Here is a 16730-nt window from a genome sequence, read left to right as displayed (position 1 = left end):
CGTCACGCCCCGGGCGCCGGAAGGACGCCCCGCCCACCCCGGGCACATGACCTGCCTCCGGACGCACGGTCCCCGCACCCCGGACACGCACCCCAGCCCATCCCGGCCGAACGACACATCACGATATAGCGAATAAAACACCATCGATTGGGTTCCAATCCCTTTCCCTGCCATTTCACAAAATGTCAAGGTTTCGGAACTCAGTGAACACCCCGGGCGTTTCCCCCTTCACCGTGGAACACCGATCACTTATGGGGAGCTTTGACGTCCACACCGCGCGCTTTCACCCTGTTCCTGGTCGTGGCGATGACCACCGGAGGCTGCACGTCGGCCACCCGGGACATGACGTCGTCATCGCACACCCCCGGCATCACCTCTTCGCCCGCGCATCCCCCCTCGGTTACTGCTATACCGAAAACAACCGAAAAGGCAGCCGAAAAGGCGGAAAAGGTCTTCATGGAGATCTGTGTCCGGCGGGAGCCGCCGATCCGCGTCGAGGACCAGCGGTGCGACGACCTGGAACACGGCCACATCTGGTACTACATCCCCCACCTGAGGCGTGCCCCAGCCGTCGGGGAACGGGCCGGCGGCGGCTCGTCCGGCATGCCGGGGGGACGGCGCGTCCGGGTACGCCCGGCGGGCGGCAGGGGAACCGCCGTCTTCCTCCCCGACGGCGGGGACCGCTTCGAGATCTGCGTACGGCGTGGCGACCGTGTCCGCGTACCGGACGGGAGATGCGAGAAGAACGAACGAGGTGTCCGCTGGTACTACATCCGGTTGAGCCGCGTCGCCCCAGCGGTGGGGCGGAAGGCCGAGAGGGGCTCGTTCTTCACCCCCGGGCAGCCGATGCACCGCGCCGTCAAGAAAGGAGGGACCGGCGAGACCGCGACGGTCGACCACGCCGAAGAACAGGCCGCCATGGAAGATGCGGAGGAGCCCGCGAACACCGCGGACGACGACTCCACCGTGGACGACACCGATCAGCATGACTCGTCAGATTCGCCTGGTTCTTCGGGATCATCCGGCTCGTCCGGTACCGGCGGTAGGCCACGGTGCGGCGTCGGCTGCTCGTCCGGGCCGGGGAAGTCCAGGCGCCGCTGATCCGGACGCCCCGGGCGGCGCGCGTGCACCCGGAATCAGGGGTGCGGGATGAAACCCCCGAAACGACCACGGTGGTAAAGCAGCGGGCGTCCTTCCGGGGCGAGGGCGGTCTCCGTGACGAGACCGACGACCAGGATGTGGTCGCCGATGTCGACGGTGGAGTGCGGAGCGCAGACCAGATGGGCGGAGACGCCGCCCAGCAGGGGGACGCCCTGCGGTCCGGGACGCCAGGAGGTGGGGGCCGCGAAGCGGTCGACCCCCTTCCCCGCGAAACGGGCGGCCACATCGGCCTGGTCGCTGGCCAGGATGTTCACCGCGAAGTGGCCGGCCTGGCGGAGCCTGGGCCACGTGGTCGACGACTGGTTCACGTAGAAGGAGACCAGCGGCGGGGTGAGGCTGACCGACGAGAACGAGGTGGCCGTCAGACCGGCCGGGACGCCCCCGACCTGCGCGGTGACGACGACGACCCCGGCCGCGTGCACGGCCAGTGCCCTGCGGAAGGTGTCGGCGTCGACCGCTCGGTCGGGCAAGGTCTCGGTCATGACTCCTCGCCCGGGGACTCGTGGGATACGACCAAGTCGCTACCCTTGGTCACTTTTCCTCCTCGGAGCCACAAAACAGCGCTTGTACGGCGCAACCGATTCACAACATCATCTCTTCCCGATCTCATGCCGGGACACCTCCCTCGAACGCCACACCGCCCTCCACCGCCCGCGACCACCACCCGCATAGAATAATGTTCTATACGGTTTCCCGTACCTTCGGAAGGTTTCCCGTACCTTCGGAAGCATGAAGCTGGAAAAGGAGACCGCGGCCGACGGCCGCTTCGTCAGGCAGCCGAACCGGTTCACGACGTTGATCGAGGCCGGAGGCGCGCACCCGCCGGAGCCCGGCCGCTACCGGATATACGCCTCCTACGCCTGCCCGTGGGCACACCGCTCGCTCATCGTGCGCGAGTTGCTGGGCCTGCGGGACGTGATCGGGGTGACGATCGTCGACCCGATCAGGGACGAGAAGGGCTGGCGAATCCCGGGCGGCGACCCGGCGACCGGTGTGGAGTACCTCTCCGAGCTCTACCTCGCCACCGACCCCGACTACCGGGGCCGCTACACGGTGCCCTGCGTGTGGGACAGCGTGGCAGGACGGCTCGTCACCAACGACTACCCGCAGATCACCCTCACCTTGGAGACCGCGTTCGCCCCCTGGCACGCCGAGCACGCGCCGGACCTCTACCCCGAGGCGCTGCGCGCGGAGATCGACGCGCTGAACGAGGTGATCTTCGACGGCCTCAACAACGGCGTCTACCAGGCCGGGTTCGCCCGATCGCAGGAGGCGTACGACGAGGCGGTCACCAAGGTGTTCGCCACGCTCGACATGCTGGAGGAGCGGCTGTCGCACCGGCGCCGCCTGCACGGCGACGAGCTCACCGAGAGCGACGTGCGGCTCTACCCGACCCTCGCCCGGTTCGACGCGGTCTACCACTCGCACTTCAAGTGCTCGGTCCGGCGGCTGGTCGACTACCCGGCGCTGTGGGCCTACGCGCGCGAGCTGTACGCCATCCCCGCCTTCCGTGACACGACCGACTTCGACCAGATCAAACGGCACTACTTCATGACGCAGACGAACCTCAACCCGAGCGGGATCGTGCCGCGCGGGCCGGAGGTCGACTGGACCTCCGCCTGACGGCCGCTGAAAGTTTCATCCGGCGAACCGGTCGTTCACCCGGTCAGCGGGCGGGCACGGGGCGAGCCGATTGACGGTCGGCGGAGAGCGCTGGAACCATCGGCGCACCCCGATCCGGGAGTGCTCCCACCCGGTGGAGCGCTCCCGCCGGCCCGGACGGATCCCTCCTCGCCCGAAGGACCCCCGTGACCAGATCACCCGCCTGGCTCGCCCTCGCCACGGCCGCCGCCCTGGTGCCCCTGACCCCGTCCCCCGCCACCGCCCTGGCGGTCCCGCTCTCCCACACCACCGTCCCGGCGGGACCGGCCACCTCCCCCGTCACTCTGACGGCCCCGGCCCCGACGCCTCCGGCCTCCGCGAAGAACCCGCCCTCATCACCACCGGCCGCCGCGAAGAACCCGCCCCCGCCGCGTGCCGCCGGTGCGGGCGAGGGGCCCGAACAGATCGTCAACGGCACCTTCGACACCGGTACCGCCCCCTGGTGGAGCACCGGCAACACCACACCGGAGGTCGAGGACGGGCGGCTGTGCGCCGACGTCCCCGGCGGCACCGTCAACCCGTGGGACGTCATCATCGGCCAGAACGACATCCCCCTGGTCAAGGACGAGACGTACGCCTTCTCCTTCTTCGGTACCGCGACGCCGGGCCGCGTGGTGAAGGCGCTCGTCCAGCTTCCGGTCGATCCGTACACCCAGTACCTGTCCGCCGGCCCCGAACTGAGCGTGTCCGGCAACACCTACGCCTACACCTTCACCTCGCCCGTGGACCTGCCGGGCGCGCAGGTCGCGTTCCAGCTCGGGGGCAGCGCCACCCCGTGGAGGTTCTGCGTGGACGACGTCTCCCTGAAAGGCGGTGCCGAGCCGGACGTCTACAAGCCCGACACAGGGCCCCGCGTCCGGGTGAACATGGTCGGCTACCTGCCCTCCGGCCCGAAGAGGGCCACCCTGGTCACGAAGGGGACGGAACCGGTCAGCTGGAAGCTGAGGCGCGGCGGCGAGGTCGTCGCCGAGGGCGAGACCGTCCCGCGCGGGGTCGACGGCAGCTCCGGCCAGAACGTGCACACCGTCGACTTCGGCTCGGTCACCGCACCGGGCACCGGCTACACGCTGGAGGCCGACGGCGAGACCAGCCGCCCGTTCGACATCGGTGCCGGCGTCTACCGCGACCTCGGTGCCGACGCGCTGAAGTTCTACTACACCCAGCGCAGCGGCATCGAGATCCTCGACGGCCTCCGCCCCGGCTACGGCAGGCCCGCCGGTCACTCCGGTGTCGCCCCCAACCGGGGTGACGTCTCGGTGCCCTGCCAGGCCGGCGTGTGCGACTACACGCTGGACGTCCGCGGCGGCTGGTACGACGCGGGCGACCACGGTAAGTACGTCGTCAACGGGGGCATCTCCGTCCACCAGCTGATGTCCGCCCACGAACGCGCCAGAGCCGACGGGATCCACCGGGACGGCGACCTCGACATCCCGGAGAGCGGCAACGGGGTGCCCGACATCCTGGACGAGGCCCGCTGGGAGCAGGAGTTCCTGCTCAGCATGCAGGTCCCGGACGACAAGCCGCACCGGGGCATGGCCCACCACAAGATCCACGATGCCGCGTGGACCGGTCTGCCGCTCCTGCCGCACCTCGACCCGCAGCCACGCGAGCTGCATCCGGTCTCCACCGCCGCCACGCTCAACCTGGCCGCCACCGCCGCCCAGGCCGCCCGGCTGTTCGCCCCGTACGACGCCGCGTTCGCCGCGCGCAACCTCACCGCCGCCAGGAAGGCGTGGGCCGCGGCCAAGGCCGACCCGGCGCGGTACGCCGACCCCGCCGACGGGGTGGGCGGCGGCGCCTACAGCGACGGCGACGTGAGCGACGAGTTCTACTGGGCCGCCGCCGAGCTCTACATCACCACCGGCGAGAAGGAGTTCCGGGACTTCGTACTCGCCTCCCCGCACCACACCGCGGACATCTGGCGCGAGCGCGGCTTCGACTGGGGCAACACCGCTCCGCTCGGCCGCCTGCAACTGGCGGCGGTGCCCAACGACCTCCCCGACCGGGCGAGGGTGCGGCAGTCGGTGCTCCAGGGTGCCGACAGGTACCTCGCGGTGCAGCGGGCCCACCCGTACGGCCTGCCCTACAACCCGCCGGACTACGACTGGGGCTCCAACCACCTGGTGCTCAACAACATGGTCGTGATGGCCGTCGCGCACGACATCAGCGGCGAGGCGAAGTATCGCGACGGGGTGCTTGAGGGACTCGACTACGTCTTCGGCCGCAACGCCCTCAACCTGTCGTACGTGACCGGCTACGGCGAGGTCGCCTCCAGGAACCAGCACAGCCGCTGGTACGCCCGCCAGCTCGACCCGTCCCTGCCCAACCCGCCGCGCGGCACCCTCGCCGGCGGCCCGAACTCCAGCCTCCAGGACCCGCTGGCCCAGGCCAAGCTCCGCGGCTGCGCACCCCAGTTCTGTTACATCGACGACATCGAATCCTGGTCCACCAACGAGCTGACCATCAACTGGAACGCCCCGCTGGCCTGGGTCGCCTCCTACCTCGCGACCTCCGCCGCTCCGGGCGCCTGCAAGGTCGTCTACACCACCCACGGCCGGTGGCCGGACGGGTTCAACGCCCAGGTCACCATCACCAACACGGGCAGCGAGCCCGTCGAGGGCTGGTCCCTGGCCTGGTCCTTCCCCGGCGGTCAGACCGTCCGCGGGCACTGGAACGCCGGCCTCTCCCAGGACGGCGCGACGGTCATCGCGAAGAACCTCGGCTGGAACAGGACCATCGAACCCGGTGGTTCCGTCACCTTCGGCTTCCTCGGCGCCGGCGTCCCGGGCCCCGCCCCCCGCCCGGAACGCTTCCTCCTCAACGGCACCCTCTGCCGCTGACCCCGACCGGGCGGCCGCCCTCCTGCGGTCGCCCCTCGGTACCTCCCGTCCCGCGCTTCACGCCTTCCGACGAGACCGCTGCGGCGGGCCGGGGCGTGGAGTTCCGCCGGGACGGGGTCCGCTCCGCCGTTTGCTCCGCTCTCCGGGCGAACGCCGGTCCGGATGAGCGTCCGCCCGCGGCCTACACTTGGGGCCGTGATCGACGACATCCGGGTGGACCCCGCCGTCAGTGCCCTGCGGCCCGACTTCGCCGTGCTGGCCATGACGGTGCACGGGCTGCGCAACGGGCCGACCGACGACAGGTCGCGGGCCTGGCTGGCCGAGGCGGCGGAGAAGGCCGTGGCGGCCGACGACCCGAAGGTCGAGGCGTGGCGGGAGGCGTACCGGGCGTTCGGCGCGAAGCCGCAGCGCACCCGGCCGTCGGTGGACGCGCTCGTCCGGCGGATGCCACTGCCCGAGATCAACCTGGTGGTCGACGCCTACAACGCGGTCAGCGTCCGGCACGGCCTGCCGATCGGCGGAGAGGACCTGGCCCGCTACGAGGGCACGGCCCGGCTGGTCCGCGCGAGCGGGGACGAGCCGTTCGAGGTCGTGGAGAAGGGCGAGCCGGCGATCGACCACCCGGAGGCCGGCGAGGTCGTGTGGCGCGACGACAGGGGCGTCACCTGCCGGCGGTGGAACTGGCGTCAGTGCGTGCGCACCCGGATCACCGAGGAGACCGTCGACGCGCTGTTCCTGCTGGAGCGTCTCGAACCGATGTCCCTGGCGGAGCTGCGGGCGGCGGGGGACGATCTGGCGGCTCTTCTCGAAGATGTCACCCGGAAGATACGAGTTGAATATCGGCTGGTCGAACCGGCCTGATCGATCCGCGGAAGGTCCTGAACAGGAACGGAACGGTTGAGCCGGTCCCCGGCGCCGACCGTTTTAAGCTGTCCTGAGAGGATCGACGAGGGAAGCTGAGGCCAGAAGGGCGCAGGTCCGGGCCGAGGCGAGTAGCCTTGGACAGGTTCTCTATCATCAACGCCGATCTGCGGAAGAGGGCGATTTCCGCCGTGTCGTCTGAGTCGTCGCGGACAAACCCGCTGGCAGCCTTTGGTCAGAACGAATGGCTGGTCGACGAGCTGTACCAGAAGTACCTCCAGGATCCCGAGTCCGTAGACCGCGCCTGGTGGAACTTCTTCGCTGACTACAGCCCTGATTCCGGGTCCGGCAAAGCCGCGACCCAGGGCGCGGCGACCGCCGCGTCCACTCCTCCGACAACCGCACCGGCCACGGCTCCGGCAGGCAAGACCCCGACCAAGGCCGAGCCTGCGGCGAAGCCCGCGGCCGGCAAGACTCCGGCGGCCGCGGCCGCCCCGGCTGACAGACCCAAGCAGGAGACGCAGTTGCCCACCGCCACCGGCGCCGAGGAGATCCGACTCCGGGGCGCGGCCGCCAGGACCGCCGCCAACATGGAGGCCAGTCTCGTCGTACCGACGGCGACGAGTGTCCGCGCGGTGCCGGCCAAGCTGCTGATCGACAACCGCATCGTGATCAACAACCACCTGTCGCGCGGTCGCGGCGGCAAGGTGTCGTTCACGCATCTCATCGGCTACGCGGTGGTCAAGGCCCTCAAGGTCCTGCCCGAGATGAACCACTCCTACACCGAGGTCGACGGCAAGCCGGTGCTGGTCAAGCCCGAGCACGTCAACCTGGGTCTGGCCATCGACGTCGCCAAGAGCGACGGCACCCGCCAGCTCCTGGTGCCGTCGATCAAGGCGACCGAGCGGATGGACTTCCGCCAGTTCTGGGTCGCCTACGAGGACGTGGTGCGCAAGGCCAGGGCGGGCAAGCTCGGCGTCGACGACTTCTCCGGCACCACGATCTCGCTCACCAACCCGGGCACCATCGGCACCGTGCACTCGGTGCCGCGCCTGATGCCGGGCCAGGGCACGATCATCGGCGTCGGCGCGATGGAGTACCCCGCGGAGTACCAGGGGGCGTCCCCCGAGACCCTCTCCCGCCTGGCGGTGAGCAAGGTCATGACGCTCACCAGCACCTACGACCACCGGATCATCCAGGGGGCCCAGTCGGGCGACTTCCTGCGCCAGGTCCACCGGCTCCTGCTGGGCGAGGAGGGCTTCTACGACGAGGTCTTCGAGTCCCTCCGGATCCCCTACGAGCCGATCCGCTGGGTCCAGGACATCTCGACCACGCACGACGACGACGTGGCCAAGTCGGCCCGGGTCCTCGAGCTGATCCACGCCTTCCGGGTCCGGGGCCACCTGATGGCCGACACCGACCCGCTGGAGTACAAGCAGCGCAAGCACCCCGACCTCGACATCAAGTCGCACGGCCTGACCCTGTGGGACCTGGAGCGCGAGTTCGCCACCGGCGGGTTCGGCGGCCGTCCCCTGATGAAGCTGCGCGAGATCCTCGGCGTGCTGCGCGACTCCTACTGCCGCACCATCGGCGTGGAGTACATGCACATCCAGAACCCGGAGGAGCGGGCCTGGATCCAGGCGCGCGTCGAGCGCCCGCACGCCAAGCCCGACCGCACCGAGCAGCTGCGCATCCTGGAGCGGCTGAACACCGCCGAGGCGTTCGAGACGTTCCTGCAGACCAAGTTCGTCGGCCAGAAGCGTTTCTCGCTGGAGGGCGGCGAGTCGCTGATCCCGCTGCTCGACTCGGTGCTGTCGGCCGCGGCGCAGGAGCAGCTCGACGAGGCCGTGATCGGCATGGCCCACCGCGGCCGGCTGAACGTGCTGGCCAACATCGTCGGCAAGTCGTACGGGCAGATCTTCGGCGAGTTCGAGGGCAACATCGACCCGCGCAGTGCCCACGGCTCCGGCGACGTGAAGTACCACCTGGGCGCCACCGGTGACTTCGTCTCGCCCGACGGCTCCAAGCTGAAGACCTCGGTCGTGGCCAACCCCTCCCACCTGGAGACGGTCGACCCGGTCCTGGAGGGTGTGGTCCGCGCCAAGCAGGACCTCCTGGAGCGCGGCGAGGAGGGCTTCAGCGTCCTGCCGCTGCTCGTCCACGGCGACGCCGCCTTCGCCGGCCAGGGCGTGGTGGCCGAGACCCTCAACCTGTCGCAGCTGCGCGGCTACCGCACCGGCGGCACCGTGCACATCGTGGTCAACAACCAGGTCGGCTTCACCACCAGCCCGGCCAGCTCGCGCTCCAGCGTGTACGCCACCGACGTGGCCCGGATGATCCAGGCGCCGATCTTCCACGTGAACGGCGACGACCCCGAGGCGGTGGCCCGGGTCGGCCGCCTGGCCTTCGAGTACCGCCAGGCGTTCCGCAAGGACGTCGTGATCGACCTGATCTGCTACCGGCGCCGGGGTCACAACGAGTCCGACAACCCGGGCTTCACCCAGCCGCTGATGTACGACCTGATCGACGCCAAGCGCTCCACCCGGAAGCTCTACACCGAGGCGCTGATCGGCCGGGGCGACATCACGGTGGAGGAGGCCGAGAGCGCGCTCCGCGACTACCAGGCCAAGCTGGAGAACGCCTTCGCCGAGACCCGGGCCGCGGTCAAGGGGCACGGAGAGTTCTCCCGCCCGGTCGACATGGAGACCGTGCCCTGGTCGCACGAGGACGTCGAGACCGCGATCTCCGAGGAGACCGTCAAGCGGATCGTCGACACCCAGCTCAACATGCCCGAGGGCTTCACCGTCCATCCGCGTCTGCTGCCGGTGTTGCAGCGCCGCGGGCAGATGGTCACCGAGGACCGCATCGACTGGGGCATGGGCGAGACCCTCGCCTTCGGCTCGCTGCTGATCGACGGCCACCCGGTCCGTCTCGTGGGCCAGGACTCCCGGCGCGGCACGTTCACCCAGCGCCACGCCGTGCTGGTCGACCGGGTCACCGGTGAGGAGCACACCCCGCTCAAGACGTTCAACCAGGGCACCACGAAGTTCTACGTCTACGACTCCCTGCTGAGCGAGTACGCCGCGCTCGGCTTCGAGTACGGCTACAGCGTCGAGCGTCCCGAGGCCCTGGTCTGCTGGGAGGCGCAGTTCGGCGACTTCGTCGACGGTGCCCAGACCGTGATCGACGAGTACATCGCCTCGGGCGAGCAGAAGTGGGGCCAGCGCTCCGGCGTCACCCTGCTGCTGCCGCACGGCTACGAGGGTCAGGGGCCCGACCACTCCTCGGCCCGCATCGAGCGTTTCCTGCAGCTGTGCGCGCAGGACAACATGACGGTGGCCCAGCCGACCCTGCCGGCCAACTACTTCCACCTGTTGCGCTGGCAGACCCTGTCGAACCGGCACCGCCCGCTGGTGGTGTTCACGCCGAAGTCGCTGCTGCGGCACAAGGCGGCGGTCTCGGCGGTCTCCGACTTCACCTCGGGGTCGTTCCAGCCGGTGCTGGGTGACACGACGGTCGACCCGGGTGGCGTCCGCAAGGTCGTGCTGGTCTCCGGAAAGCTCTACTACGACCTGGCCGCGGCCCGTGACAGGCTGGGCCGCAACGACACGGCGATCATCCGCCTGGAGCGGCTCTACCCGTTCCCGGGCAACCCGCTGGCGACCGAGCTGGAGCGTTACGCGGGGAACGTGGAGCTGGTCTGGGCACAGGACGAGCCGCTCAACATGGGCCCGTGGCCGTTCCTGGCGCTGAAGATGGCGGAGAACCCGAACGTGTTCGGCGGCCGTCCGATCCGCCGGGTCTCCCGCAAGGCCAACTCGTCGCCGGCGACCGGTTCGCACGCCGCGCACGAGGCCGAGCTGCAGCAGATCCTGAGCGAGGTCTTCGGCTAGTGGTTCCGCGGCGGTCCCGCCCGGGGCCGCCGCCGGCGCGGAGGCGTCACACCCGAGAAGTCCCCCGCAGGAACCTCTGCGGGGGACTTCTCCGTTATCGCAAACAGCACCACGAGGAGAACGATGTACTTCACCGATCGGGGCATCGAGGAGCTCGTCGAGCGCCGCGGCGAGGAGGAGGTCAGCATCACCTGGCTGGCCGAGCGGCTGCGTGAGTTCGTCGACCTGAACCCCGAGTTCGAGACCCCGGTGGAACGCCTGTCGACCTGGCTGGCCCGTCTCGACGACGAGGACGAGTAACAGGACACCGAGCAAGACACGACATATCTTGACCTCTCGCAAGACGCGACATATCGTGTTTTGCAAAAGGAGGTCTTCACCATGCGGCAATGGACCATCGACAAACCCGAGCAGCTCACCTTCGCCTCCGTGAGCAGGCTCAACGTCCGGATCGTGGCGGGCAGGCTAGCGGTGCTGGCCAGTGACGGCCCCGCCGCACTCGAGGTCACCGACGTCGGCGACCCGCCGCTGATCGTCACCCATGACGACGAGGGCGTCCTGACCGTCACCTACAAGGACCTCACCTGGGAGGGCCTGCTGGGCTGGCTCCGCCCGGGTCGCCGGCAGGCGACGCTGGCGTTGACCGTGCCCAAGGAGTGCCCGGTCAACGTGGGGGTGGTCTCCGCCTCCGCGGTCGTCACCGGGCTGGAGGGCCGCACCTCGGTCAAGAGCGTCTCCGGCGACGTCGTGCTCGACGGGGTGAGCGGTGAGATCCACACCGACACCGTCTCCGGCGACGTCGAGAGCCGGGGGCTGGTCGGCGACCTGTCGTTCAAGAGCGTCTCCGGTGATCTGACCATCGCCCGGGGCACACCCCGCCGGCTGAGCGCCACCACCGTCTCCGGCCGGATCACCGCGGACCTGGAGCTCCCACCGACCGGCCACGTGACGATGAACAGCGTCTCCGGCGAGATCATGCTCCGGCTCCCGTCCACGGTCGAGACCGACGTGACGATCCGCTCCACCTCGGGCAGGCTCGGCACCGCCTTCACCGAACTCGACCACTCCTCACAGGCCGGTGCGAAGACACTGACCGGCCGGATCGGCGGCGGCATGGCGTCACTGACCGCGAACACCGTCTCCGCCGACGTCACGCTGTTGAAGGGAGCCGAGGCATGAGCCCGGTCTTCGGTCACGGACGGCTCCGGCTGTACCTCCTCAAGCTCCTGGAGGAGAGCCCGCGCCACGGGTACGAGGTGATCCGGTTGCTGCAGGACCGGTTCCTCGGGGTCTACTCCCCCTCACCCGGCACGATCTACCCGCGCCTGGCCCGCCTGGAGGAGGAGGGCCTGGTCACCCACGAGGTCGTCGACGGCAAGAAGGTCTTCACCATCACCGAGCGGGGCCGGGCCGAGCTCAATGAGCGGCTCGACGAACTCGCCGACCTGGAACAGGAGATCGCCGACTCCGTCCGCGACATCGCCCGCGAGGTCAAGGAGGACGTACGCGACACGGTCAGGTCCCTGCGCGAGGAGCTCACCCAGATGGCGCGAGACGTGCGCCAGGGGGCCAGGCAGGCCGATGAACAGGCCAGACGCGCGCAGAAGGAGGCCAGGCGCGCGCAGCGCGAGGCCTGGCGCACGCAGAAGGCGGAGTGGCAGCGGCAGACCACCGAGTGGAAGGAAGAGTGGAAGCGGGTCTGGGCCGACGGGTTCACCGGCGAGGGTTCACCCGCCGGTGACGCCAGGCTCGGGCAGATGCTCGCCGAGTTCGTCGAGGAGGTCCGCTCGGACGCCGCGAACAGGCAGGTCACCGAGGAGACCCTGGCCACCGCGCAGGACGCCCTCTACGAGGCCGCCCGCCGCATCCGCGACGCGCTCCGATGATCCTGCTGTACGGCCCACGCCCGCCTCTCCTGGCGGCGCGCGCGTCTGACGCACCCGGATCGAGTGAACGGGGTGAGCCGGTCCGGCCGGAGACGCCGACAAGTCCGGGCGGACCGGGTGAGCCGGACGGGCCGGGTCAACCGGGCGGGCCGAGTCAATCAGACGGACCGAGTCAACCGAACGGACCAGGCGAGCCGAACGGACCGGACGGACCGGACAGGCCGGCCGCGTCCGGCGGGACGGGCGGGCGACCCGCCGCTCAGGCGTGCGACGGGAAGCACGCCCGGCGGACGCTCACCCCGGCAGGGTGAAAACGATCTTTCCGAAGAGGTCGCCCGCGTGCATGGCCGCGAAACCCTCACGAGCCTCGGTCAGCGGGAGCGTCCGGTCGATCAACGGCCGGACGCCGGTCTGCTCCAGGAACCGGGCGAGCCTGCCCAACTGGTCCCGGGTGCCCATGGTCGAGCCGATCACCGACAGCTGGAGGAAGAAGACACGGTTCAGGTCGGCCGGCGGGACGGCCCCGCTGGTCGCGCCGGAGATCACGATCCGGCCGCCGGGACGCAGCGACTTCAGCGAGTGGCTCCAGGTCGCCTGACCGACGGTCTCCATCACCGCGTCCACCCGTTCGGGCAGCCTGGCGCCGGTCTCGAAGGCCTGGTCGGCGCCCAGGGCCAGGGCCCGTGCCCGCTTCTCCGCCGAGCGGCTGGTCACCCAGACCCGGTATCCGCCCGCCCGGCCCAGCATGATCAGTGCGGTGGCCACGCCGCCACCGGCCCCCTGCACCAGCACGGTCGAACCGGGCTCCAGGCCGGCCTTGTCGAAGAGCATGCGGAAGGCGGTCAGCCAGGCCGTCGGCAGGCAGGCCGCCTCCTCGAAGGTGAGAGCCGCGGGCTTGGGCACGAGGTTGCGCCGCGGAACGGCCACCCGCTCGGCGAAGGTGCCGTCGTGCTTCTCCGACAGCAGGGACCGCTTCGGGTCGAGTGTCTCGTCAGGACCGCTGCCGATCACCGAGTGCACGATGACCTCGTTGCCATCCTCGTCGAGCCCGGCCGCGTCACAGCCGAGCACCATCGGCAGCCGCTCCTGGCCGATGCCCACGCCTCTGAGCGTGAACAGGTCGTGGTGGTTGAGCGAGGCCGCCCGCACCGTGACGGTGGTCCAGCCGTCGGGAGTCTCGGGTTCGGAGTGCTCACCGAGGGTGAGTCCGGCGAGCGGGTTGTCAGGATCGATCCGCGTGGCGGTTACGGCAAACATGGCCGCACCCTACGCCCCCGTCCTCCGGCCGCCCCCTCCGGCTCGCACCCGGGCGGCGGGCCGGGCGACACGTCCTCTTCCCGACCGCCGGCCCCGGGCGGCGCGCCGGGCGAGACGTCCCATCCCCGGCCACCGGACCCGGGCGGCGGGCACCTCACCGTGGCCCGGTGACCGCCGCGTCCGGCGATGCCGTTCCCGGGATCGTACGCTCCCGGGAACGGCGGTCACGGAAACCCGGCGGCGGCCACGCACCGGCCGCCGCAGTGTCCCGCCGGGTTCGGCGGTGTCAGGACTTCCACGGGGTCGGGACGTTCGACACGGCGAAGACCCCACCGGTCAGGGCACGCATCTCGCAGGCGTTGCCGAAGGTGCGCTCGAAACGGACGAGTCGGCGGTCCCAGATGCCGCTCGCGGTCACCGTGACCGGGCTGTAGTGCATCGTGCAGGCCATGCCCGGCAGCGGCTTGAGCGCGGCGAGGTTGCCCTGGACTCCTTCCAGCGCGTCGCACGCCTGGGCCGGGCTGGGGTGGGTGCCCTGCGAAGCGCCCATGCCGCACACCAGCAGGACGTAGCGGGCCGCGGGCAGAGGCCGGGCCCCGTCCGCGACGCTCAGGACCAGTGCCCTCGTCGCCCCCACGGGGGGCCTGAACCTGATCGGCTGGATCGGCCCGGGGACGACCCGGACGGGCTCGCCCCAGTAGGGCTCCGCGACCAGGGAACCGCCGTGGTACGGCGGCACCACCACGGGACGGCCCCGGTACGGCGGCACCACCACCGGACGACCGTGGTACGGCTCCGCGACCAGCGGACCACCCCGGTACGGCGGCACCACCACGGGACGGCCCCGGTACGGCTCCGCGACCAGCGGACCACCGCGGCCGGGAACGGTGATGGAGGGCTGCCCGTGGTAGGGCTGGGCCGTGAGCGGCCCGCCCGCCCGGGGCCCGACCGGCTCGATCGGCGGGCCGGCCTCCTTGACCGGTGGAGGCGTGGCCGCGGCGGCCGTTCCCGACAGAGTGAAGAACCCGGCAGCGGCCAGGCAGAGAAGACGTCGCATGAGATCCCCCGATGACGCGTGACGTCGGACGATCACAGCCTCCCCCGCCGCCTCCTTCCGGGCAACGCTCCACACCGGCGTTTGCGCAGCTCATACAAGTATTGGCATCACTTCACCGGGACCTGGCACAGAAAGATCAGATAGACGCAACCGGAGTAGATCCGGTTCCCCCAGTTCGATAACAAGATGATAACGGTAAAGCCATGTGCCCGATTTATGGCCCTTTAACCAGTCTTTGCTGAGTACGGTCACGTCTTGTCTCTTTACGCATGCGTGGGTCGCATCCCCGGCGATCCATGACAAAGAAGGAGCTACATTGAACTCCCGAGCCAAGCGTCTGATCCTCCCCCTCGGCGGTGCCCTCGCGGTCACCGGCATGATCGGCGCATCCCTCTCCGGCACCGCCCAGGCGACCGCCGCCGACCCCGACGTCAAGTCGACGACGCTCACCTCCTCCGGTAACGCGAAGGCCATCGCGGGCTACTGGACCGCCTCGAAGCTGAAGTCGGCCAAGACCTACCTCAGCGACTCCACCGTGTCGGCCAAGCTGAACAAGACCGGCGCCGCCAGGGCCGCCGCCGACGGCAAGCCCGGTGTCGTCGCCCCCACCGGCGAGGGCGGCAAGAGCGCCGGCCGTTCCAGGAACGTGAACCTGCCCATCACCGTCGGCAAGGTCTTCTTCGTCGACAACAAGGGCCAGGAGCGCTGGTGCTCCGGCAGCTCGGTGCAGTCGAAATTCCGCAACCTGGTCGCGACCGCCGGGCACTGCGTCTACGACACCGACACGAACAAGCCGTTCAGCAACTTCGTGTTCATCCCGGGCTACTACCAGGGCAAGGCTCCCTGGGGCATCTACGTCGGCGCCAAGGTCAACACCCACGACGACTTCACGGTCTACGAGGACTACGACTACGACTACGCCTTCGTCAACGTCTACAACGGCATCAAGCAGACCGGTGTCAAGGAGGTGACGGCGTCCCAGTACGCCGCCACCAAGGGGTTCAAGTACACCGAGGACAAGGAGATCTCCAAGGCCGAGTACGAGGCCGGGATCGAGAAGTACGGTGAGGCCGGCCCGTACTGGAAGAAGCTGGCCGACCCGAAGGTCGAGACCGTCGGCAAGCCCGCCGACGCCCAGAAGTACATCGAGGAGTACGTCAAGGACGGCCGGAACGGCGTCAAGCTGACCGCCGTCGAGGTCGTCGAGAGCGCCTACAAGGCCGCCCCCACCGGCCTGGACAACCACGCCAAGTTCGAGCGCTTCAGCGACGACAAGGGCAGGGTCGCCATCAGCCAGGAGGAGTACCGCGACCTGGTCAAGCAGAAGGCGGACGGCGACTTCCTCGGCAAGCTGGAGGCGACCAAGGACGCCAACGGCAACGAGATCGCCTGGTACAAGACCCGGTTCTTCATCAAGAAGTGGGTCAAGACCACCGTGAAGGAGCACTACTTCTATACGCGGTTCTTCGTCATCGTCATGTCCGACGCGGGGCGCCTCGGTGACAACGTCGGCGGGCAGGGCTTCAGCTGGAACCAGAAGCTCGGCAAGAAGGTCTTCACCTTCGGCTACCCGACCTCCGCGCACCTGGACGGCGACAAGCCCTACTCCGGGCACACCCAGAAGTGGTGCTACGGCAAGACCGGTGCCGCCCCGGTCGTCCCGGCCTACAAGGCCGAGGAGCACCAGGCGATCAAGTGCGCCTTCACCCCGGGCGCCAGCGGTGGCCCCTTCCTGCTGCAGTACAAGAACAGCAAGCGGACCGGTTACCTCAACGGCGTCGTCAGCCTGACGGTGGACAGCGACAAGAACGGCCGCTACGACCGCGTCACCACCCCGTACTTCAACGGCGAGACGTACGACATCTACAAGTACGCCGCCAACCTGTGGACCGGGCAGCTCCCGCGCTAGTCCCGGCGTCGCCCAGAGGGGAAGGGTCCGGACCGCGTCCGGCCCCTTCCCCGGCTTGACAGGATGTTCACAGCCTGGCTTGACGAGGTGCTTATACACCCTCCGGCACACTGGCTGGACAACCGAGTAAAAGCGGATCTGACCGCTGAGCTGCCCAAAACCGAGTTGATCTGGAAAAATCTCCCCTTACGCCCCCTGCCGGCT

General features: G+C 69.5%; 12 protein-coding genes. 9 read left to right on the top strand and 3 right to left on the bottom strand.

The genetic code is table 11. The annotated features are described in order from the left end of the window. The first annotated feature begins 456 nt into the window (after positions 1 to 456). Positions 457 to 1101 (top strand): hypothetical protein, encoded by a 645-nt coding sequence (locus F4562_RS21735; protein ID WP_184545974.1) that lies wholly within the window; start codon positions 457 to 459, stop codon positions 1099 to 1101. A 35-nt stretch (positions 1102 to 1136) separates the two neighbouring features. Here F4562_RS21735 and F4562_RS21730 read toward each other — a convergent pair whose 3' ends face one another. Then, positions 1137 to 1643, bottom strand: coding sequence for a flavin reductase family protein (locus F4562_RS21730; RefSeq protein WP_184545976.1), 507 nt, complete (start codon positions 1641 to 1643; stop codon positions 1137 to 1139). A gap of 247 nt (positions 1644 to 1890) precedes the next feature. Here F4562_RS21730 and F4562_RS21725 point away from each other — a divergent pair, with 247 nt between their 5' ends. The 7 genes from F4562_RS21725 to F4562_RS21695 all read left to right on the top strand — a co-directional run bounded on the left by F4562_RS21725 (position 1891) and on the right by F4562_RS21695 (position 12303). Beyond that, positions 1891 to 2784, top strand: coding sequence for a glutathione S-transferase family protein (locus tag F4562_RS21725; RefSeq protein WP_184545978.1), 894 nt, complete (start codon positions 1891 to 1893; stop codon positions 2782 to 2784). Between the two features lie 185 nt (positions 2785 to 2969). After that, on the top strand, positions 2970 to 5663 hold the full coding sequence (locus F4562_RS21720; RefSeq protein WP_311734203.1) for a glycoside hydrolase family 9 protein: 2694 nt from the start codon (positions 2970 to 2972) through the stop codon (positions 5661 to 5663). A 195-nt stretch (positions 5664 to 5858) separates the two neighbouring features. Next, positions 5859 to 6524, top strand: a complete 666-nt coding sequence (locus F4562_RS21715; protein WP_311734204.1) for a B3/B4 domain-containing protein — start codon at positions 5859 to 5861, stop codon at positions 6522 to 6524. Between the two features lie 191 nt (positions 6525 to 6715). Next, positions 6716 to 10417, top strand: coding sequence for a multifunctional oxoglutarate decarboxylase/oxoglutarate dehydrogenase thiamine pyrophosphate-binding subunit/dihydrolipoyllysine-residue succinyltransferase subunit (locus F4562_RS21710; protein ID WP_184545982.1), 3702 nt, complete (start codon positions 6716 to 6718; stop codon positions 10415 to 10417). A gap of 123 nt (positions 10418 to 10540) precedes the next feature. Beyond that, a complete protein-coding gene (locus F4562_RS21705; protein ID WP_184545984.1) occupies positions 10541 to 10717 on the top strand; it encodes a DUF6104 family protein in 177 nt (58 codons plus the stop codon). Positions 10718 to 10798: 81 nt separating this feature from the next. Further along, entirely contained in the window at positions 10799 to 11596 is a 798-nt protein-coding gene (locus F4562_RS21700; RefSeq protein WP_184545986.1) for a DUF4097 family beta strand repeat-containing protein, read from the top strand. Beyond that, complete coding sequence (locus tag F4562_RS21695; protein WP_184545988.1) at positions 11593 to 12303, top strand: PadR family transcriptional regulator; 711 nt, start codon at positions 11593 to 11595, stop codon at positions 12301 to 12303. The genes F4562_RS21700 and F4562_RS21695 overlap by 4 nt, the downstream gene beginning before the upstream one ends. A 294-nt stretch (positions 12304 to 12597) precedes the next feature. Here the strand turns inward: F4562_RS21695 and F4562_RS21690 are convergent, their stop codons facing one another. Next, on the bottom strand, positions 12598 to 13560 hold the full coding sequence (locus F4562_RS21690) for a zinc-binding dehydrogenase (protein WP_184545990.1): 963 nt from the start codon (positions 13558 to 13560) through the stop codon (positions 12598 to 12600). Between the two features lie 286 nt (positions 13561 to 13846). Next, entirely contained in the window at positions 13847 to 14617 is a 771-nt protein-coding gene (locus F4562_RS21685) for an SSI family serine proteinase inhibitor (RefSeq protein WP_184545992.1), read from the bottom strand. Positions 14618 to 14933: 316 nt separating this feature from the next. Between F4562_RS21685 and F4562_RS21680 the strand changes: the two genes are divergently transcribed. Then, a complete protein-coding gene (locus F4562_RS21680; RefSeq protein ID WP_246473504.1) occupies positions 14934 to 16526 on the top strand; it encodes a trypsin-like serine peptidase in 1593 nt (530 codons plus the stop codon). The last annotated feature ends 204 nt before the right edge of the window (positions 16527 to 16730 follow it).

The sequence above is a fragment of the Streptosporangium becharense genome (assembly GCF_014204985.1).
Taxonomy (GTDB): domain Bacteria; phylum Actinomycetota; class Actinomycetes; order Streptosporangiales; family Streptosporangiaceae; genus Streptosporangium; species Streptosporangium becharense.
This window is presented reverse-complemented; position numbering and strand designations above follow the sequence as displayed.